General features: G+C 72.1%; 16 protein-coding genes. 4 read left to right on the top strand and 12 right to left on the bottom strand.

The window, feature by feature from the left end; translation table 11 throughout:
- Positions 1–105 precede the first annotated feature (105 nt).
- Positions 106–330 (bottom strand): hypothetical protein, encoded by a 225-nt coding sequence (locus ACFYWM_RS29560; RefSeq protein WP_389920019.1) that lies wholly within the window; start codon positions 328–330, stop codon positions 106–108.
- A gap of 116 nt (positions 331–446) precedes the next feature.
- Positions 447–1,472: a phosphotransferase family protein gene (locus tag ACFYWM_RS29565; RefSeq protein WP_389920022.1), complete on the bottom strand. Its 1,026-nt coding sequence runs from the start codon at positions 1,470–1,472 to the stop codon at positions 447–449.
- A gap of 126 nt (positions 1,473–1,598) precedes the next feature.
- Here ACFYWM_RS29565 and ACFYWM_RS29570 point away from each other — a divergent pair, with 126 nt between their 5' ends.
- Entirely contained in the window at positions 1,599–1,943 is a 345-nt protein-coding gene (locus tag ACFYWM_RS29570) for an RNA polymerase sigma factor (RefSeq protein WP_389920025.1), read from the top strand.
- Positions 1,936–2,943 carry a CU044_5270 family protein gene (locus ACFYWM_RS29575; protein WP_389920029.1) on the top strand — a complete coding sequence of 336 codons (1,008 nt, stop codon included), beginning with the start codon at positions 1,936–1,938 and terminating at the stop codon, positions 2,941–2,943. Before ACFYWM_RS29570 ends, ACFYWM_RS29575 begins: the two co-directional genes overlap by 8 nt.
- A 55-nt stretch (positions 2,944–2,998) precedes the next feature.
- Here ACFYWM_RS29575 and ACFYWM_RS29580 read toward each other — a convergent pair whose 3' ends face one another.
- The 5 genes from ACFYWM_RS29580 to ACFYWM_RS29600 all read right to left on the bottom strand — a co-directional run bounded on the left by ACFYWM_RS29580 (position 2,999) and on the right by ACFYWM_RS29600 (position 10,172).
- Positions 2,999–4,909 (bottom strand): acyclic terpene utilization AtuA family protein, encoded by a 1,911-nt coding sequence (locus tag ACFYWM_RS29580; protein WP_389920031.1) that lies wholly within the window; start codon positions 4,907–4,909, stop codon positions 2,999–3,001.
- A 93-nt stretch (positions 4,910–5,002) separates the two neighbouring features.
- Positions 5,003–5,815, bottom strand: a complete 813-nt coding sequence (locus tag ACFYWM_RS29585; protein WP_389920033.1) for an enoyl-CoA hydratase-related protein — start codon at positions 5,813–5,815, stop codon at positions 5,003–5,005.
- Positions 5,816–5,869: 54 nt separating this feature from the next.
- Positions 5,870–7,897 carry an acetyl/propionyl/methylcrotonyl-CoA carboxylase subunit alpha gene (locus tag ACFYWM_RS29590; RefSeq protein WP_389920035.1) on the bottom strand — a complete coding sequence of 676 codons (2,028 nt, stop codon included), beginning with the start codon at positions 7,895–7,897 and terminating at the stop codon, positions 5,870–5,872.
- A gap of 2 nt (positions 7,898–7,899) precedes the next feature.
- The gene (locus tag ACFYWM_RS29595) at positions 7,900–9,492 is read right to left on the bottom strand and encodes an acyl-CoA carboxylase subunit beta (protein WP_389920036.1); all 1,593 of its coding nucleotides are present in this window, start codon (positions 9,490–9,492) and stop codon (positions 7,900–7,902) included.
- The gene (locus tag ACFYWM_RS29600) at positions 9,489–10,172 is read right to left on the bottom strand and encodes a TetR/AcrR family transcriptional regulator (RefSeq protein WP_389920038.1); all 684 of its coding nucleotides are present in this window, start codon (positions 10,170–10,172) and stop codon (positions 9,489–9,491) included. Before ACFYWM_RS29600 ends, ACFYWM_RS29595 begins: the two co-directional genes overlap by 4 nt.
- A 129-nt stretch (positions 10,173–10,301) precedes the next feature.
- Here ACFYWM_RS29600 and ACFYWM_RS29605 point away from each other — a divergent pair, with 129 nt between their 5' ends.
- Positions 10,302–10,526: a hypothetical protein gene (locus ACFYWM_RS29605; RefSeq protein WP_389920041.1), complete on the top strand. Its 225-nt coding sequence runs from the start codon at positions 10,302–10,304 to the stop codon at positions 10,524–10,526.
- A gap of 172 nt (positions 10,527–10,698) precedes the next feature.
- Here ACFYWM_RS29605 and ACFYWM_RS29610 read toward each other — a convergent pair whose 3' ends face one another.
- From ACFYWM_RS29610 to ACFYWM_RS29620, 3 genes are all read right to left on the bottom strand, one after another.
- Positions 10,699–11,901 (bottom strand): PrsW family intramembrane metalloprotease, encoded by a 1,203-nt coding sequence (locus ACFYWM_RS29610; RefSeq protein ID WP_389920044.1) that lies wholly within the window; start codon positions 11,899–11,901, stop codon positions 10,699–10,701.
- A gap of 132 nt (positions 11,902–12,033) precedes the next feature.
- A complete protein-coding gene (locus ACFYWM_RS29615) occupies positions 12,034–14,631 on the bottom strand; it encodes a DUF6493 family protein (protein ID WP_389920047.1) in 2,598 nt (865 codons plus the stop codon).
- Between the two features lie 465 nt (positions 14,632–15,096).
- Positions 15,097–16,086: a hypothetical protein gene (locus ACFYWM_RS29620; RefSeq protein WP_389920050.1), complete on the bottom strand. Its 990-nt coding sequence runs from the start codon at positions 16,084–16,086 to the stop codon at positions 15,097–15,099.
- A 276-nt stretch (positions 16,087–16,362) separates the two neighbouring features.
- Here ACFYWM_RS29620 and ACFYWM_RS29625 point away from each other — a divergent pair, with 276 nt between their 5' ends.
- Positions 16,363–16,953, top strand: a complete 591-nt coding sequence (locus ACFYWM_RS29625) for a hypothetical protein (RefSeq protein ID WP_389920053.1) — start codon at positions 16,363–16,365, stop codon at positions 16,951–16,953.
- 25 nt (positions 16,954–16,978) lie between these two features.
- Here ACFYWM_RS29625 and ACFYWM_RS29630 read toward each other — a convergent pair whose 3' ends face one another.
- A complete protein-coding gene (locus tag ACFYWM_RS29630) occupies positions 16,979–17,341 on the bottom strand; it encodes a hypothetical protein (RefSeq protein WP_389920056.1) in 363 nt (120 codons plus the stop codon).
- Between the two features lie 26 nt (positions 17,342–17,367).
- Positions 17,368–19,851: a DEAD/DEAH box helicase gene (locus tag ACFYWM_RS29635; protein ID WP_389920059.1), complete on the bottom strand. Its 2,484-nt coding sequence runs from the start codon at positions 19,849–19,851 to the stop codon at positions 17,368–17,370.
- Positions 19,852–20,328 lie beyond the last annotated feature (477 nt).

A 20,328-nucleotide genomic window follows, 5' to 3' on the forward strand; every position in this document is an offset into this window, starting at 1 on the left:
GGACGGCGGCCACCGCGCGCCTGTGCTGCCCGCGTGCTCACGTCACCTCCCGCATGGTGCGCACGACGCTAGACCCGAGCGTGTGGATCAAGCTATAGAGCACTCCTAATCGTGACCAATATTTACAGAAAGTACTCGGCGGGCGATGTCCGCGAGAAGCTCACGCGGTACCTCGACGGCGGTCTCGCCGTCCAGGACGTGGCGCAGGTCGGCCAGTGCCCGCGCGTCGGTCACCCGGAGACCCTGCACCACGATGGTCCCGCGGTCGGTCTCGTAGAGGGAGGGACAGGCCCCCGCCTCGGAGGTGGAGCCAAGAAACCGGAGACGCATGACTGAATCCTTCCCCGAACCATATTCGGAAGCAATTGCGAGCAATCCTGGAACGCGGAAGGTTGCATGAAGGTTTCATCGCCGGTTGACGCATATTTCCGTTATTTCATTGCATGTCACATGAACGTCCTGGCGCGGGCGAACAGGTTGAGCGTGGTGGCGTGGAGCAGGTCCCCGATCTCCTTGGGGGCCTTGCCCGCGCAGGCGCGGGCGTGCGTGCCCTCCAGGACGATGCCGAGCTTGAAGCAGGCCAGTACCGCGTACCAGTCGACGGCCGACAGGTCCCGGTCGGACAGGGCCGCGTAGCAGTCGACGAGCTCGGTGGCCGTGGCCAGCCCGGTGATCCCGCCGGAGATCACCCCCACGCCGTCGGGGGTCGGCCAGGTCGCCAGCAGCCACCCCAGGTCCAGCAGCGGGTCGCCCACCGTGCACATCTCCCAGTCGACGATCGCGGCCACCCTGGGCCCGTCGCAGGCGAACATGAGGTTGGCCAGGTGGTAGTCGCCGTGCATGATCCCCGGGGTGAACTCCTTCGGCCGGTTGCGCTCCAGCCAGCCCGCGGTCTCCTCCAGTCCCGGGATGTCGGGCCCCGGATATCCCTCCAGGGCCCCGTAGCCGTCCAGCTCGCCCATCCAGCGGGGCACCTGGCGCTCCAGGAACCCCTCGGGGCGGCCGAACCCGTCGAGTGCGCCGTGGTCCACCCGCCCGAGGTCGGCCAGCGCCGAGGCCGTCTCCAGTCCCATCCGGTGCCGGATCGCCGGGTCGCTCGCGTGCGGCTCGGGCAGCTCGACGGTGGCGTTGAACCCCCGTACCGGCTCCATCAGGTAGAAGACGGCGCCCATGACGCTCTCGTCGGTGCAGGCCGCGACCAGGCGCGGCGCCGCCACCGGCGTGTCGCGCAGCACCGCGAGCACCCTCGCCTCCCGGCGGAGCACCTCGTTGCTCCGGGCGCGCGGGTGTAGCGGCGGCCTGCGCAGCACGTACGACGCCCCGCCCCGCTCGAAGCGCACCATGACGTTCTGCGTCCCGCCCGCCACCGGCGTGACCCGCTCGAACGGCCCCTCGGGCAGCCCTCGCGCGTCCATCCACGCACCGAGCACGCCGAAGTCGATCGCGGTGACGTCGATGTGCGTGGACGTCATGCGCCCTCCCTGACCGAATTATGTTCTAGGTGGGGTGAATCTATGATTCCCGCCCGCGACGGTCAATAGCCTCTCCCTCCGGAGGAGACGGCGCCCGCGCCGCGAGAACTCGTTTCCGGACACCGGGTGAAAGAGGGTGACCGTACCGAGGAAACGGAGCCCGATCTCGCCCTGGCCAGGACCGGCGTGGACGAGGTGGCGGAGAGCTACGCCGACCGGGTGGAGGCCCGGGTGCCGGCCTCGGCGGCGCACCGCGAGCTGGCGGGGGCGCTCGCGGTGCTGTCACCGAAGGACCGCGAGGTGCTGCTGATGATCGCCTGGGCGGACCTCAGCTACGAGGAGGTGGCGCGGGCGCTGGACATCCCCATCGGCACGGTGCGCTCGCGCCTGCACCGCGCCAGGAGGAAGACCCGTGAGGCCCTGGGCGGGGTCGACCCGTCCGCCGTGGAGGAGGAGTCCGGCCGTGGATGACCTGAAGACGCTGAGCGGCCTTCGCGCGGACGCGCCCGAGCCCGACGCCGACCGGCTGCGCTCCCTGCGGGCGCGTTCCACCGGGCGCCCGCGCCGGTTCCGGTTCCGGTTCCGGCTCGGGCCCTCGCTGGCGGCGGTGGCCACGGCCGCCGCCGTGGCGGTGGTGGCCGTGAACGGCACCGGGTGGACAGGAGGGCGGTCCGCCGCACCGGTGTCGTCACCACCGGTGAAGGTGGTCCCCGTGGAGGCGGGGATCGTGCTGGAGCGGGCGGCACTGATGGCCGAGAGGCGCGAGCGGGCCGCCGAGCCGCGCCCCGACCAGTGGATGTATCGGAAGGTCGCCGTCAAGCAGCCCGCCGACACCGTGAACGACGTCCAGGAGTACTGGACGCGGTACGACGGCACCCGGCAGGCGTTCCGCCAGAACGGGGAGGAGATGGACATGCGGACCATCGAGCCCGATCCGGCCGACGACGACCTGACCCCGCGGCAGTACGCGGCCAAGCTGGCCGACCTGCCCGCCGACCCGGACAGGCTGCTGGACCACGTCAGGGGGGACCGGCACTGGGCGACGAAGCCGGAGGGCGATCCGGGAGCCGGGGAGCACCCGGACGCGCGGGCGTTCCGCGTGCTGTCGCTCTATCTCGGCCAGGAGGTGGCCATGCCGTCCGATCTCGAAGCGGCGATCTTCCGGGCCCTCGCCAGGATCGAGGGAGTCAGGACGACCGCCGGCGTGCTCGACGCGCTGGGCAGGCCGGGCATCGGCCTCACCTACGAGGCGGACGTTCCCGGCGACGGCATCCAGCGTGACGCGAACGGCCGGGCCGTCACACGGTCGTACGTCATCCTCGACCCCACGACCTACCGCTATCTCGGCAGCCGCGTGGACTACCTGGAGGACAAGATGCTGGGCGGCGAACTGGCCTTCCCGAAGGGAAGCTTCTACGCGACCGCCGAGGTCGCGGCCGGGGTCGTGGACGACCCCGGGCAGATCCCCTGAGCGCCTCCCTCCGCCCCCGTGCCCGCGGCACTCGGGCGGGTGGCGTACGGCCGGGTCAGAGGAGGTGTCGCGGGATGTCGGCGAGTCCGGCGCGGAGTTCCTCCCCGAGGGCCTTGGCCTGGGCGTCGAGACGGGGACTCGCGGCCACGCCCCGGCCGAGGAGGCCGTGCACGACGAAGTTGAGGGCGAGCAGGTTGGGCAGCTCGAAGCGCTCGACCTTCAGGCCCGCGGTGAACGGCAGGAGCTCCGCCAGCCGTTCCACCGTCAGGTAGCCCTCCAGCCACCCGAACCGCTCCGCCGTGCGGACCCAGACCCCCAGGTTGGCGTTGCCGCCCTTGTCCCCCGAACGGGCGCCCACGATCGTGCCCAGCGCGACCCGAGCGGTCCCGCCCTCGCCGCTCACGGCCCGCGCGGCCGTCACCTCCGGGAGAGGGGAGTCGGGCGCGCCGGTGACGTCGTGTGTGTCCTGTACGTCGCGCGTGCCGGTGACGTCGGGCGTGCCGGTGACGCCGGGCGTGCCGGTGACGCCGGGCGTGCCGGTCAGGTCGGGCGTGCCGGTGACGTCGGGCGTGCCCGGTACGGCCGGCAGCTCGCGGCCGTCGAGCCAGACGCGGGCCCGTACCGTCTCCGCCGGGACGAGCGTGGGCCAGTAGACCCCGTACGGCGAGGCGTCACCGGGAGGGGTGAGGCCGTAGAAACCGGGATAGCTCGCCAGGCCGGTCTCGACCACGGCCGAGGAGAAGGCGCGGCCGGCCCGCCGCCGGTCGGCGTCCATCACGGTCACGCGCAACAGGGCGGTCCCGGCGGACGAGGTGGTCCCGGGAAGCGAGGTGGCCTCAGTGGGCGGGGCGGTCCCGGCGGGTGAAGCGGCCACGGGGAGCGAGACGGTCCCGGTGGGCGGGGCGGTCCCGGCGAGCGGGGTGAGCTCCACGTGGACCTCGTCGAACGACTCCCTCGGCACCCGGGACCAGATGGCCTCCTCGGCGAGCCGGGCCTTGGCCTCGATGTCCAGGCCGGTCAGGACGAGCGTCATCGTGTTGCGGTAACCCGCCAGGTAGTTGACGGCGACCTTGAGCGTGTCCGGAGGCGCCTCGCCGCGCACCCCCGAGACGCGAACCCGGTCGGGTCCCTGCTGCTCCAGCCGGATCGTGTCGAAGCGCGCGACCACGTCGGGCCCGAGGTAGCGGGGCGACCCGATCTCGTACAGCAGCTGCGCGGTGACCGTGCCCACCGAGACCAGCCCGCCGGTCCCCGGGTGCTTGGTGACGACGCCGGAGCCGTCGGCCTCCAGCTCCACCAGCGGGAACCCGCAGCGTGCCGGGTCGGGCACCTCGCCGAAGAACGCGTAGTTTCCCCCGGTCGCCTGGCAGCCGCACTCGATGACGTGCCCGGCGACCACCGAACCGGCCAGCGCGTCGAGGTCGTCCGGCCCCCATCCGTACCGCCAGATCCCCGGCCCGGTGACCAGGGCGGCGTCCGTGACGCGGCCGGTCACCACCACGTCCGCCCCGGCAGACAGGGCGGCGGCGATCGGGCGGCCCCCCAGGTAGGCGTTGGCGGTCAGGGCGGGGGCGGGCAGCGGCTCACCGGTGTCGGCGTTGAGGGCGCCGCCCAGGTCGCGGCCGGTCAGGTCGTCGCCGGTGACGTGGGCGACCCGCACCGGCAGCCCAAGGCGCCCGGCCAGCTCGTGCACGGCCTCGGCGCACCCGGCCGGGTCGAGCCCGCCCGCGTTGGAGACGATCTTGATGCCCCGCTCCAGGCACGTCCCGAGGACCTCCTCCAGCTGTCTCAGGAAGGTCGGCGCGTAGCCGGGGCGGCCCTTCAGCCGGTTCCCGGCCAGGATCAGCATGGTCAGCTCGGCGAGCCAGTCGCCGGTGAGCACGTCGATCGGGCCGCCCTCCACCATCTCCCTGGCGGCCGACAGCCGGTCACCGTAGAAGCCGGAGCAGTTGGCGACGCGCAACATCAGCTCTCCCCGGTCCGGGACACGCCGTCGCGCGCCCCTGTCTCGCCGTGCGGCATCAGCTCTCCCCGGTCCGGAACGTGCCGCCGTGCGGCATCAGCTCGCCCCCGGTGCGGGGATCCACGACGCGGGCCGCTTCTCCATGAAGGCGGCGATGCCCTCCTGCCCCTCGGCGGAGGTGAAGCGCCGCGCGGACAGCTCGGCCATCTGGCGCATGCCCTCCTCGACGCTCAGGCCCGGCACGGTCCGTACCAGCTGCTTGGTGAGGGCGAGCGCCTCGGGGCCGCCGCGCAGCAGCATGCCGGTGTAGTGGGCGACCGTCGCGTCCAGCTCCTCCTCGGGCACGGCGCGGGTGAGCAGCCCGATCTCCGTGGCGCGGGCGGCGTCGAACGTCTCCCCGGTGAGCAGGTACTCGGCGGCGGCGCGCGGGTCGAGCCGCCGCAGCACGGTCACCGAGATCATCGCGGGCACCACGCCGAGCCGCACCTCGGTGAACGCGAACGACGCCGAGTCCGGGGCGATAGCGAAGTCGCAGGCCGCCACCAGGCCGAGCCCCCCGGCCCGCGCCGTACCGTTCAGCCTGCAGACGACCGGCTTCGGGCTCTCCCAGATCAGGCTCATGATCTCCGGGAACGACGCGGTCACCGGCGCCTCGTGCGCGCCGCCCGGCGCGACCCGCTGCTCCTTCAGGTCGGCGCCCGCGCAGAACACGGGCCCGGTCCCGGTGAGCACGATCACCCGTACGCTCTCCTCGGCCAGCGCCCAGTTGAGCCGGTCCTCCAGGTCGCCCAGCAGCCGCACCGACAGCGCGTTGCGGTTGCGGGGGGAGTCGAGGGTGATCGTCGCCACCCCGCCGGACACCTCCTTGCGCACCAGGCGTTCCACCGGCCAGCCCCCGTCGGTCTTCATCTCGGTCCTTCCATCGTCAAGACCCCTCCTGGCCCCTGGGAACCCGGGGGAAGGTCACGTCCGCTCCTCGATCACGGCCAGTACGGCCCCCGCCTCGACCTGGCGGCCCGGCGTCACGTTCACCGCCGCCACCGTGCCCGGCGCGGACGCGGCGATCCGGTGCTCCATCTTCATGGCTTCGAGCACCACGACCACCTGCCCCGCCCCGACGGCCTCGCCGGCCTTGACGTCGACCCGCAGCACCGTACCGGGCATGGGCGCCACCAGGGAGCCGGGCAGCACGTGTTCCACCGGCTCCGGCAGGCGGGCCAGCGGGGTGAGCCGTACGGAACCGAGGGGGGAGTCCACGTGCGTCACGCCGTCGTAGCGGGCGACCGCGAACCGGTGCCGCACGCCCGAGGTCTCCAGCACCACGAGCGAGGGCGTCGCACCGACCAGGACCGTATCGGGAAACCCCTCCGCCCGCAGGCCGTCCCTGGTGATCCGGTACGAGATCTCGGCCTCCGCGAAGGCGGTGCGCTGCGGCTGCGACACCACGTTGCGCCACCCGCTCGGCAGCCCCGCCTGCACGGTCGCCGCCGCCCGGTTGGCCGCCGCCCCCGCGAGCGCGGCGGCGAGCGCGGACAGGCGCACGAGATCGGTGTCCTTCCGGCCGGTCGCGGGAGGACCGGCGAGCCCGTGCTCCTCCAGGAAGCCGGTGTGGGTGTCCCCGGCCAGGAACGCCGGGTGGCGCAGGACCTCGACCAGCAGGTCCCGGTTGGTGACGAGGCCGTGGATCCTCGCCCCCGCGAGCGCGGCGGCCAGCCTCCGCACGGCGTCGGGGCGGCTCGCGCCGTAGGAGACGACCTTGGCGAGCATCGGGTCGTAGTGGACGCCGACCTCCGAACCGTCCTCGACGCCGGAGTCCAGCCGCAGGCCGTACCGCCCGCCGGGCACTGCCCCGAAGCGGGAGTCCACGCCGGGAACCTCGAAGCGGTGCAGGACGCCGCTCTGCGGGAGCCAGTCGCGGGCCGGGTCCTCGGCGTAGAGGCGCACCTCGACGGCGTGCCCGGACGGCTCGGGCGGCGACGCGGGGAGCCGGGCGCCCTCGGCGATCCGCAGCTGCCACTCGACGAGGTCGACGCCGTGGACGCACTCGGTCACCGGGTGCTCCACCTGCAGGCGGGTGTTCATCTCCAGGAAGGCGACCGTCTCGTCCCTGACGAGGAACTCGACGGTCCCGGCGCCGACGTACCCGATGGCCCGCGCGGCGGTGACCGCCGCGTCGAGGAGCCGCGCCCGCATCGCCGGAGAGATCGCCGGGGACGGGGTCTCCTCGACCACCTTCTGGTGCCGCCGCTGGATCGAGCACTCCCGCTCGCCCAGCGCCCACACCGTCCCGTGCCCGTCGGCCAGGACCTGCACCTCGATGTGCCGGGCGCCCTCCAGCAGGGGCTCGACGAACACCGTGCCGTCCCCGAACGCCGACGTGGCCTCCCGGCGCGCCGACTCGACCGCCTCGGGCAGGTCGTCGGTGAGCCGCACGACGCGCATCCCGCGCCCGCCGCCCCCGGCGGACGCCTTCACCAGCAGGGGTACGGCCCACCCGGAGGCGCCCCCGCTCATCCGGGTGAACACGGCGTCGAGGTCGCCCTCCAGGTCGTCCATCGAGTAGCCGGGCCCCGCGACGAAGCCCGGCAGCACCGGGACCCCGGCCTCGGCCATCAGCGCCTTCGCCTCGATCTTGGAACCCATCGCGGCGACGGCCTCGGCCGGGGGACCGACCCAGGTCAGCCCGGCCTCGGGTACGGCCCGCGCGAAGGCGGCGTTCTCCGACAGGAAGCCGTACCCGGGATGGACCGCGTCGGCCCCCGACACCCGGGCCGCCTCGATGATCTTCTCCGCCGACAGGTAGGTGTCGGCGGGCCTGACCCCAGGCAGCCGTACGGCGTGGTCGGCCTCGGCCACGTGCGGCGCGTCCGCGTCGGCGTCGGAGAAGACCGCGACGGTCTCGACGCCGAGGTCGCGGCAGGTACGGAAGACGCGGCGGGCGATCTCGCCCCGGTTGGCGACGAGCAGGCGGCGGATCGGTGAAAGGGACATGGTCACATCCGGAAGACGCCGAAGCCCGAGGGCTGCGGGGCGGTATCGACGGTGGAACTGCTGACGGCCGACAGGCACAGGCCCAGGACCGTCCGCGTGTCGCGGGGGTCGATCACCCCGTCGTCGTAGAGGCGGCCCGACAGGAAGAACGGCAGCGACTCGGCCTCGATCTGCGCCTCGACCAGCTGCCGCATCGCCGCGTCGCCCTCCTCGTCGTAGACCTGGCCCCGGGCCTGGGCGGCGGCCCGGCCGACGATGGACAGCACCCCGGCGAGCTGGGCGGGCCCCATCACGGCCGACTTGGCGCTGGGCCAGCTGAACAGGAAGCGGGGGTCGTAGGCCCTGCCGCACATCCCGTAGTTGCCCGCCCCGTACGAGGCGCCCATCACGATCGTGATGTGCGGGACGGACGAGTTGGACACCGCGTTGATCATCATGGCGCCGTGCTTGATGATGCCGCCCTGCTCGTAGTCCTTGCCGACCATGTAGCCGGTGGTGTTCTGCAGGAAGACCAGCGGGACGCGGACCTGGTTGGCGAGCTGGATGAACTGCGCCGCCTTCTGCGCCTCCTCGCTGAACAGCACGCCCCTGGCGTTGGCCAGGATCCCGATCGGACGGCCGTGCAGGCGGGCCCACCCGGTCACCAGGCTCCCGCCGTACAGGGGCTTGAACTCGTCGAACTCGCTGCCGTCCACCACCCGCGCGATCACCTCGCGCGGGTCGAACGGGATCTTCAGGTCCTCCGGCACGATGCCAAGCAGCTCGTCCTCGTCGTACAGCGGGTCGCGCACGGCAGCGGGGGAGACGCCGGGCCCACGCCGGTTCAAGCTCTTGACGATCCGTCTCCCGATCCGCAGCGCGTCGTACTCGTCGGCGGCGAGATAGTCGGCCAGGCCGCTGACGCGGGCGTGCATCTCGGCGCCGCCCAAAGACTCGTCGTCGGACTCCTCCCCGGTGGCCATCTTGACCAGCGGAGGTCCGCCCAGGAAGACCTTCGCGCGCTCCTTGACCATGACCACGTGGTCGCTCATCCCCGGCACGTACGCCCCGCCGGCCGTGGAGTTGCCGAAGACCAGGGCGATCGTGGGGATCCCGGCCGCCGACAGGCGGGTCAGGTCGCGGAAGATCCGTCCGCCGGGGATGAAGATCTCCTTCTGGGTCGGCAGGTCGGCCCCGCCGGACTCCACCAGGTTGATCAGCGGCAGCCGGTTCTCGAAGGCGATGTCGGCCGCCCTGAGCGTCTTGCGCATCGTCCACGGGTTGGACGAGCCGCCCCGCACGGTCGGGTCGTTGGCGACGATCACGCACTCGACGCCCTCGACCACCCCGATGCCGGTGACCACGCTCGCCCCGACGGGGAAGTCGCTGCCCCAGGCCGCGAGCGGCGAGAGCTCCAGGAACGCCGAGTCGGGATCGACGAGCAGCTCGACGCGCTCCCTGGCCAGGAGCTTGCCCCGCGCGCGGTGCCGGTCGACGTACTTCCCGCCGCCGCCCGCCACCGCCCTGGCCTGCTCGGCGTCGAGCTCGGCCAGCTTGGCGAGCATCGCCTCGCGCCGCGCCAGGTAGTCCTCGCCGGAGGTGTCCAGGCGGCTCATGAACTCGCTCCCTTGGTTGACGCGGGCGTCATGTCAATGACCTGGCTTGTCCGTGCCGGTGCCGGTGCCGGTGCCGGGGTCAGGCCGATGGCACGGGCCCAGAGCGTGGAGAGGGCCGTGACGGCGGTCCGCTCGTCGGCGTGCTCGCCGAGGTCCAGCCAGACGTGGGCGAAGTGCTCGACCATCCCGCCCAGCATCACGGCGGTCAGCCGGGGGTCCAGCGACGGGTCGGCCAGCCCCTGCTCCTGCAGGCGCCGCAGCCCCTCCGCGCCCCGCCGCACGAAGACCTCGCGCAGCTCCAGCAGGAGGCCGCGGAAGCTCTCGTCGGTGGCCGCGACCTGCTCCAGCATCCGTACCAGCCGGGAGTTGGCGGCCCACGCGCGCAGGTAGAGCAGGTTGGCGGCCTCGATGCGGGCGTACGGGTCGCCGGGGGCGGCGGGCCCGACCACGCTGGCGGTGAACATCTCGCCCACCACGGTCGCCGCCACCTCGCGGAAGAGCTCCTCGCGCGAGCCGAAGTAGGTGTAGAAGGTGCCGTGCGAGACCCCGGCGCGGGCGCAGACGTCGTCGACGCGCACGGCGTCGTAGCCCCGCTCCTCGAACGCCTCCCGCCCGGCCTGGACGAGCGCCGCCCGGGTGCGCCGCCCCCGGCTGCTGAGGGTCTCAGACTTGACGATCACGTCAGGTACGGTAGCCCACAACCGGCGCTCCCGCCAGGGACGCGCTTCCCCCGCTCACGGTCGGGGTGGCCGGGAAGCCCCGGGTTCCGGGGACGGCCGGTGCGGCGAGATGACACGCTGACCGGGCGCATGTTCCACGAGGACAGGGGAAGTCGGCAGCACATGGATGAGAAGTCGGACGACGCGTCGAAGGCCGCCACCGGTCTTTCCATCGGTATCGCCGTCGGCGTCGCCATCGGCGCCGCCCTGGGAGTCGCGCTCGGCAACCTGGCCATCGGCATCGGCATCGGGATCGCCATGGGAGCCGGGCTCGGAGTGGCCTTCGTGACCGGCCGGAAGAAAACCGAGGGGTGAACACCCCCGGTCCGCGCCGGGCGTCGTGCGAGCCGGCCCGCCCGCACGACGCCCGGCGCGCACCAGAGAGAGCGCGTACCGCAAAGAGGTGTGGGACGCGTACGCAAAGAGCGCATACCGCCAAGAGCACATACCGGAAAGAGCGCGTGCCGCAAAGAGCGCGCACGCCGTCCTACGCGGGCTGACGCTGTGACGGGGAGCGCGGCACGAAGCTCTCCCGCGAGCGCGCCATGACCGCCAGCAGGGCGTCGCGCTCGGCGGCGAGGCCGCCGAGGTCTCCGGGGTTCCCGAGGCCGCCGGGGTTCCCGGGGGCGGTGCCGTCGCGCTCGGCGCGCTGGTGCAGCATGACCAGCTCGGTCGCGGCCTGCTGGTAGTCGGACATCGCGCGGCCCGCCCCGATCCCCCTGGCCCACCGGCGGGCCTGCCTGCGGGTGCCCAGCGAGCCGAGCATGCCGATGTCGTACGGCGTGACCAGGCCGGTCGGCAGGTAGGCGGGCAGATACACACTCATCATGGCCACCAGCCGCCGCCGCTCCCGCACGGTGACGACGACGAGCGCGCAGATGACGACCAGCTCCAGGAGGTAGGCGGCCCCGAGGGCGGGCAGCGAGTCCAGTGCCGAGGTCCCGTTCCACAGGCCGTGCAGGAGCACCGCGCCGAGATAACCCAGCGGGACGGCGAGGAAGGCGCCCCTGCGGCGCGAGGTGACCGCGTAGGCGACACCGAGCCCGATCATGGAGGTGAAGAGAGGGTGCCCGAGCGGCGAGACCAGCCCCCGCAGCACGAAGAGGCCCACCGCCCCCTCCGTGCCCGCCTCGGTGAACGCCGCGGAGTAGTAGACCATGTTCTCCACGGCGGCGAACCCCAGGCCGACCATGGACGCGTAGATGATGCCGTCGGTCGGGCCGTCGATCTCGCGACGGCACCGCCAGATCAGCCACAGCAGCGCGGCGCCCTTGAGCGCCTCCTCGACCACGGGGGCCACCGCCACCAGTGTCACGGTCTCGGCCGCCCGCTCGCCCACGTCGAAGGCTCGCACCAGCACCAGCGTGCCGCCCAGTTCCAGGACGACGCCGAGGACCACCGCGATACCGGCGCCCCAGGCGAACGCGAAGAGCAGGTTCAGCCGGGGCTCGGGCTCCAGCCGGTCGAGCGCGAGCACGGCGGCGAGCAGGATCGGCAGCGGCGCCAGCCCCAGGGCGAACGAGACGCCGAAACCGGCGGGGCCCCCGTTCGCCAGGACGATGCCCATGGCGATCAGCACGCAGATCCCGGAGACCGCCAGAGCGGCGATCAGCCCCCTGCCCGGCCGGGGCGGCAGCACCCGCGACCGTCCCCCCTGCCCCGGCGGGGCGGCCGTCTCGTGTGTGTCCATCGGTGCCGGTCTCCTCGCGGTCGCTTCCTGATGAGAAGCACCACGGTCCCCCGGACCGGTTGACACCCGCTTGCAATCCGTGGGACGCCCGCCCTGGGGGTCGTCTTCCAGATGTTCCTCAGGGGAGAACAGTCAGGCGGGGAACAGCCAGGGGGAGAGCAGCCGGGTGAGGCGGAGCGCCTCGCGGACCGTCCGGCTCGATCCGCCGCGCGCGGCGATCACGGCCAGACCGGGGACCGGCGTGGTGTCACCGGGGGGAGCGCTCCTGACGCCGAGCGAGATGAGGTCGGCCAGGCCGCTGAGCGGCCGTTCCCTGTCGATGGGCACCAGGTGCGGAAGGGTGGCCGCGACGGTCCGCCACACCTGCGCGCCCGCGCCCGCCCGTTCCGCCTCGGCCAGCGACGGGATGACGCGGCTCAGCGTCGCCATGCCGGTCCTGAACAGGTGGCCGAGCCGGTCTCCCAGGTCGGCGGCGGGCAGGTCGCCGGTCGCGGAGAGGACGAGGAACAGGTCCAGGGCCGCCGTACGACCGGCGGGGTCCTCGTCGTTCAGGTGGAAGGCCAGCATGGTCGCGAAGGCGGGGCCGAGGGGGCCGTCCGCCCGCGCGAGATCGTGCAGGATCGACAGGCCGGGACCGCGCTCGGGCTGGTCCCAGTCGAGGAACGGCAGCAGGTGGGCCGCGACGACCTCGCGATGGGAGGGCATGACCCCGGCCCACCAGCTTATGTACCCGTCACGGCCGTGGACGTAGGTCTGGGGATCGCGGCACAGCGAATCGACCAGGTCGAGCTCGACCGGTGAGGCCGCGACGAACGAGGCCGCACGCGCGTTGGAGTGGTACGGCGGCTCTCCCTCGTCGAACCAGCGGCGGGAGGCGCCTGCGGCGTAGCTGTACCGGACCGTCACCACGGGATCGGCCAGTCCCTCCCCGGCCATCCACCGCGCCACGAGCCGCCCGGCGGGAGTGGTGAGCCGGGCGGCCCTCGCGGCCACCTCGGCGTCGACCCGCCGGGGGATCCGCAACAGCGCCTGCTGCAGGTCGGCGTCCGGCGGATCCACGCCCACGGCCTCCAGCCGTTCGAGACGGGCGAGAAGCTCGGCGGGGTCGACATGGCCGCCGGCGCTCGTCGGGGTGGCCAGCAGCACCGGCGGCAGGGCGTCCGCCCGCGCCGCGGTGACGAGCTCGGCCATCCGGCGCAGGGTCAGCGCGTGCGGCACCGAGACATGGCCCGGTCCCGGAAAGCGAGGCGCGGACGAGGGCCGCGACGGGAAGGCGACGGCCCGCATGGCCGCCCACAGCCACGCCAGCGGGTCGGCGTTCTCGCTCCATCCCCACTCGCGGACCGGAACCGCGCTCAGGGCCGCCCGCACGGCCTCGCGGTCGCGGTGGGTGAGCTCGACGAGCCCCGCCGTCAGCCGTTCGGTCTCCAGCCAGCCGAGCCGGCTGTAGGGGTCGGCCGCGAGCCGGGCGAACTCCGCGCCGAGCTCGGCCACCGTGGTGACGGGCGGCGGGAGCTCGACCACGGGAAGTCGCGGGGCGACCAGGAGAACCGGTTCCTCCTCCTCTCCCGGCCGCTCCGCGACGCCGAGGCCGGCACGCAGATCGGCGCGCAGATCGGTGGGCAGGGAGGCGGCCGCCTCGCGGAGCGGTTCCGGGTCCAGGTGCGCGGCGTGCCTGACAGCGAGCCGCACGGCGCGTTCCTGCACGTCGGAGGCGTCGTGGGCGAAGGCGGTCGTCAGGGCCCCGGCCGCCGCCCCGGCGTGCTCCGGCGACAGCCGTACGGACCGGTCGAGCCAGGAGAGACCGGCGCGCACGAGCTTCTTCTCCGGCCGGTACATCAGCGCCTCGACGGCCTCGGCGAAGTCGCCGGGGGACACGCCGGGCAGCTCGCGTACGTGGCCCAGGGCCAGCTCGGCGACCGTACCGGGCGCGGACGGCAGCAGCCGCAGGTAGTCGCGGGCCCGGGACGTCAGCTCGGCCCGGGTGGGTTCGAGCGCCCGGTGCAGACGGACGAAGAAGCGCAGTTCCAGCGCGGTGCCGCCGCGCAGGAAGCGGCCGACGCACCCGTCCAGCAGCATCGCGCGGTCGACCCGGCCCTCGGCGGCCAGCGTACGAAGCCCGCCCAGCCAGGTGCGGTCGGAGGTGGGGTCGCCGTCCCACTGCAGGGCCTCGCCGACCCCCTGGGCGTCGAAGATCCGCGGCAGGAGCGCGTCCAGCAGCGGGTCGGCGGCCAGCACGTCGGCCACCCGCCCGTGGCCGGGCGCCGCAGACACCCAGCCCACGACGAAACCGTCGTCGGCCGGCGGCTCGACGCCCGTCCGGTGGATCAGGGCCGCGGCCAGCTCGTAACTCGGGTCGCGCCCGCGGAGCCTGCCCGCCAGCCGCGCCGCCAGATCGGCCTGCCACGTGTGCGGGCGGGTGCCGACCAGATCGAGCAGCCGCTGAGTGTCGCCGATCCTCCGGTCGGCGCCGACCAGGCCGCGGCGGGTGAGCCAGGACGCGACGGCGGTCGCGGTGGCGATCGTGCCGGCGCCCGCCGCGCGCAACGCCTCGGCCCGCCCTCCGGCGCCGCGCCAGGAGTCGAGATGGAGCCGGATCTCCTTGAGATGCCCCGGCAACCGCCTGGCGACCTCGCGCCTGGCGTCACCGTCCAGGGTCACGACCAGCCTCGCGACGCCGTCGGCGTCACACTTGTCGATCAGGTCGCGTACGTCGTCCCACGCGGTCATGCCCGGGGTCCCTTCATGGTCTCCACGGCGAGCGCGTGCTCGCACGGTCCTCGTCGTCCTCGACGCCCGGCGCACGCGTACGCCGGCACCGCGTTGGTCATGATCGGGACCGTAACCGTGATCACCGACATTTCCCCTGCGGTGCCGGTTGCGTGGTCGTTCCATGACACCCGCCCGTCGCGTCTCCGGATCGGGGAACAGGCGCGATGCCTACGTCGTCGACCGACGGTGACGCCGTCCCCGCACCGCCGCTCTTCGGGGACGAAGTCTCGCCGCTCACGGTGGCAGGGACGATGAGGCCGCCGTTGACCTCGTACGGCGCGTGCGCGGCGGGTCCGGCGTCACCGGGTAAGCCTTCCGAGGCTCTCACCTGTCCGCCGTCCGGGGGCCGGGTGCGGTCCGGCGGCACCCGGCGGCGGTCGCATCCTGTCCGCTTACCGCGTTGCCGGTGGCCAGGAGGGCGGGTCAGGATTTCTCGGGGCGGATGCCCAGCTCCTCGGCGACGTGCTTCACGTGCTCGTCGCCCATGCCGTTGCGGAAGGTCGTGACGGCGAGTTCCGAGGGGTCGTGGAAACCGAGCGTCCGCAGTGCCTCGACCGCCTGCGTGGCCAGCGGCCCGATGTCCGCCCAGACGACCGGGCTGCCGACCGTCCAGCTGACGCACTTCTTGGTGACCATGTCCGGAGTCCAGCCGAGCTCGAACATCCGCCGCTCGCGGTCGTTCCTCGGGTTGTCCGGATCCGGCTTCTCCGCCGACACCGGCCGGTAGTCGAGGGCGCCGGTGCTCGCGAAACCAAGATGATCCGTCATGAACTGCACCCCGCCGAGTTCCCCGCTGGTCAGGATCACGGCGCTGTCGGTGGGGAGGGTCTGCAGCACCCAGTCCAGGCGCCGCCGCAGATCCTCCCAGTCGGTGCAGTCGGCGGGAGCGCCGGTGGCCGTGGGCCGCTCGTCGCGGTCCTTCAGGAGGTACGGGGCGTTGAAGGGGCCGTCGTCACCCCACGACCAGCACCGCAACCGCTCCGGAGGCACGGCGAGCACGTCACGCAACGCGCCGATGACGGCCTCGGCGCGACCCATGAGGAATTCCAAGTCGCTCTCGTACCATGTCCAGCCGACGGTCCAGGTGGGACGGATCTGCGAGGTCCCGGTGGCCTCCAGCCTCCAGCCCAGCGCCTGAAGCCGCTCCCGCTGGACGTCGGAGAGCCCGCGCGCCTCGAAGATCTCCGCGCAGATGTACCTGTCCATGAACTTGCTCAGCATGACGTACGTCCCGGTCGCCGGATCGCCCAGGCGTATGCGATCCCCCGGCGCGTTGGAGCCGTCCAGGCACTTGACGATCCACGGGGGAGCCGACCCGGCCTCACCGGAGTAGGGCCGCGCGAGGACGTCCCAGATCGAATCCCGCGTGTCGTCTTCGCCGCGGCTTCCGGAACCGTGAGTGTGCGCGTTCATTCGACACGTCCAACGGGCTAGTACGGAAAGGATCTTCCGCCCGATGCTAGCGGCCACGGTGGTACATACCGACCGAGCGGGCGCGGGTGTGGACGGGAACACGACAGCGAACACCCTGTCTGATGACGGCGGGCGGCGCGGGCCCGCGTCGAGTGGTTCGCGGCGCGGTCGGCCCGGTTCTTTCGGGGTGCTTACGTCTGCGCGTACCCCCTTAAAACGGCTGCCGGCAGCGCGCACGATGACGAGCGTCATGACCGACAGGAATGGAGTGTTCCCATGCGTCATTCGGCTCTCTACCGGGCCACCGGGGCCGCCGGTCTCGTCTGTGCCGTGCTGCTGCTGGTCAACATCCTGCGCCGCGCGGGCGCGCTGCCGGAGAACACGCTCACCCACGCCGTCGCACCGTTCGGCGCGCTCGCCGGGCTGCTCGCGATCACCGGCCTCTACCTGCTGATACGCGGTACGGCCGGAGGGCTCGGCCTCGTCGGCTACCTGCTCAACGCGGCCGGCCTGGCCGGGGCGTTCGCGATCGAGTACACCCTGCACTACGTCTTCCCGCTGCTGGGCAGGTCCGTGATCGACGAGTTGCTGGCCGGGGGCACCGGACGGGCCTTCCTCGTCACCTCGGCCGTCCTGATCGCGGGAGTCCTGACCTTCAGCGCCGCGGCCCTGCGCTCGGGAGCCCTCCCGGCCGTCGCGATCGCCTTCTACGCCGTCGGCATGATCCCGGGCTCGCTCCGGAACCTGGTGCCCGTACCGGTCTACCTGACGGGCCTGGTGATCGCGGCCGTGGGCATCGCGTGGATGTCCGCGCGGCTCTGGACCGCCCGGGAGGAAGCCGCCCCCCTCCGAGCCGCCGGCGTTTGACAGGGAGTGTGGCCGAACCTCGTGTTCAGCCGCAGTGGCTCCAGCCGCTCTTCCACGACAGTGACCCGTGCGAGCCGCCCCAGATGACGCACTTCTTGGCGGCGGGCAGGCGTACGGGGCCCGCGTAGGCGGTGAACCTGCCGGGGGTGTTCGCGGTGGAGCCGCCCTTCACCTGGAGGGTCGCGTTCATCGCGATCTTGGAGGGGAAGACGTACCTGGACATGGTGACCACGCAGTTCCTGCCCTGCGCGGTGTTGTAGAGCAGGTAGACGGTCGCCGCGCTGCCCAGGGCCCTGGAGTTGACCACCTTGTAGCCGCTCCCGCAGACGCCGGTGGCCGTGTAGGGGTTGGCCTTCTGGCTCGGCTTGGCGGTGACGGTGGGCTGCATCGTCGACGCGAATTGCGAATTCGGTGCTATGCCCCACAGGCCGCACATTCGTAACGGAGACCGGTCCTGCCGCGACGGTCCTGCTCGTAACGGATCAGCATCCGGCGGCAGCGGCCGCAGTCATCACCGAGCTGCCCGCTTCCCGGGGCTCCCGCGCCGGAACGCCGCCGCTGGGCTCGGCGTGCGGCATCGGCGAAGGCACGGTGCTCGGTACGGAGCACAAGCCCCGGCTCCATCCCGAGCAAAGATGTCGACGAGGACCAGACGACGTCGCCGATGATGGCACTGGATTCGAGGATGGGCAGGCAGGGCCGGATGTTGACTCCCTCCCGCCGGGCCTGGAGGGCTTCGACGGAAAGGTAACCATCTCGCTCCGGCTCCATCCAGATCGTCACCGCTTCCGAGCCGTCGCCGTGGACGGAGGTGAGTTCGGGAAGGAGCGACGGCAGAACGCGATGGGAACCGCGAGGCAGCCACATGTCGACCGTAGCGGCTCGTCTGATGTCGGCCCGCAGCCGTTCCACGAGGTTCTCATCGATGCGCTCGGTCACTCCGGTAGAGAGTGCCGTCTGCCACGGCATCGGTGCCGCAGTGTCGATGAGGTGGGCGAAGAATGTCCACACCGGGTCACGGGAGGCGGCAGAACGGTGGTGCAGGGCGTCCAGCGCACCGATCACCACGAGGTGGTCACGCGCCCGGCTGGCCGCCACGTTGAGCAGGCGGGCGCCCTCACTGCCGGCGTGGCCCTCGGTGAACCAGCGGTTGAGCGGCGAGACGCCACGGCCGGTGTCGACGGTGTCGTAAATGACGATGTCTCTTTCGCCACCCTGGAAGCGGTGGACCGTGGAGGCCGCCCAATCCTCCAGATGATCCTCTGGCAGAAGCGACTCCAGCAGACGGGCCTGCGGGGCGAAGGGCGTGATCAGGCCGAGGTCCGCTGCTGTCGCGGTGGCACCGCCGGTGAGCGAGGCGGCCAGCTGGGCATGGGCGAGGTTGTATCGCGACAGGCTGCCCTGTCTGCGTGCCGTACGGCTGCGCATGGAGGCGGTGTCGATGACGACGAGCTCGGCTTTGGCCCATGACGCCCGGCTGCGGACGGTTCTGCTCGCCGTGCCGGGCGCTGTTGAAAGCCGGCTGCCGTAGAAGGCGGTGCTGACGACGTCGCCGATGGTCTGGCGCATGCGGTACTGCTCGGTCAGGGCGGCCAGGCGAGGTGGATCCTTGTGCTCCGACACGGCCACGGGGATGCCCGCCTTCTCGAACGGGCTGTGGCGCAGCCATTCCTGTGCTTCAGGAGTGTCGGCGATCACCACAGGCGGTAACTGCCGGAAATCACCCGCGATGATGGTGTGCCCACTACCCGCTCCAGCCACGAGCATGGCGAGCGCGGCTGTGGTCATGCTCGCCTCGTCGAGGACCACGACGTCGAAGCTGAGATTTTTGAGGGTTTCCAACGCGAGCTGATGAGCGGTGGCGGCCACCACGGTGGCCTCCCGGCAGACCTGGCGCCGGACCTGACCGAGTCTGCTGTCCAGCTCACGCAGGAGCGCCTGCAACTCGGCGATCTGTGTCTCCAGCCGCAGCCGTTCGGTTTCCTCGGCCCGGGTCAGCTCCCGCTGCTTGAGCGCATTGAGATCTTTGCGGCATTCGCGTAGCTGACGGCCTTTCTCGACGCGGTGCTGGGCCAGGGGAGCCCCTCGGGTAGCGGCGATCTCCTCGACGAGGACCTTGCGGGTCAGGGACGGGTCGGCGGGCTGGCCGATCCGGACGAGCGCACCATCGGTCAAGCCGGGCCGACGCCTGAGCAGTGCCTGGATCGCCACGTCCAAGGCCGCGTTGGTCGGCGCCGCCAGCAGCACCCGCTGCCCACGTGCGCACAGTTCGGAGATCAGGGCGGCGACCGTTGTCGTCTTGCCGGTGCCCGGCGGGCCCCAGAGCCAGGTCACGCCAGGCGTGAGCGCGAGATGAACTGCCGTCCGCTGCCCCTGGTTGAGGTCTGCGGGGCCGGCTGACTTCGCCGGACGTATGGGTGCTCCGGTCTCAGGCGGTGTCACAGCGGCCAGGGCGGCTACGGCGTTGAAACCGGGGCCGCCCTCGACCAGCTCGTTGAGCCGCTTGCTCTGCTCGGTCAGCAGCCACGACAGGTCCGTGCGCAGCGTCGCCTCAGTCACCACCGGTGCGTCGGGTGGTGTCGACAGTGTGACAACGCTGCCGAACACCGACACGACCTCCACCTGGAACTGCTTGTCCTTGATGATCAATATGGCAGAGGTGCCCTCACCGGCGCCGATCTCGCCCTGCGCCTCGAAACGTCGCAGCTTGCCTCCTGACACTGCCGAGCCCGCGACTGCGATCAGCGGCACATCGGTCTGTACTCGGCGTTTGGAGACGGCCGTCAGTTCGTGACGAAGCGCGGCCGCCGCCTTCCTGGCGGCTTCGGGCCACTGGGGCGACATGGGGCCAGCGGGCGGCAGGGGCTCGTGCGCGGGCAGGCCAAGCGACATGGCCATACGTGTGGCCTCCGCTGCGGCTCGTTCCTCGACAGACTCCCGAGGGCGAGGTTGTACGGCAGGGAGAGCAGCCCATCCTCGCGGTACCCACATGCCGTCACGAAGATCGGCGAGGCCGTGGGTGGCGCAGATTTCCCAGAGTGCCCCGGAGTCGGTTCGCCGCAGTCCGGCCTGATGGACCGCAGTGAGCAGGTCATCGACCGCCACGGGCCCGTTCGCCAGTGTCCTCTGGATGACGGTGACCAGGTTCGGCTTCCTGGGACCTGCCATGGGAGCTCCAGTCAGTCGATGCCGGTGAGGCAGGCGATCGTCGGGATAATCGATCCGGCTCTCACCGGTGTGCCGCCGGAGTCCTTGCGGGAAGCGCATGCCGGATTCGGTTGAGCCTTGCGGAGTCGACGGTCTGCACGCCGTCCAAGGCCTGATTCGGGCGCCGCTAGGTGTTTTCGGCTGCGATCAAAATTAGGACGTAGTAGT

The organism is Streptosporangium sp. NPDC002721 (assembly GCF_042888905.1).
GTDB lineage: Bacteria > Actinomycetota > Actinomycetes > Streptosporangiales > Streptosporangiaceae > Streptosporangium.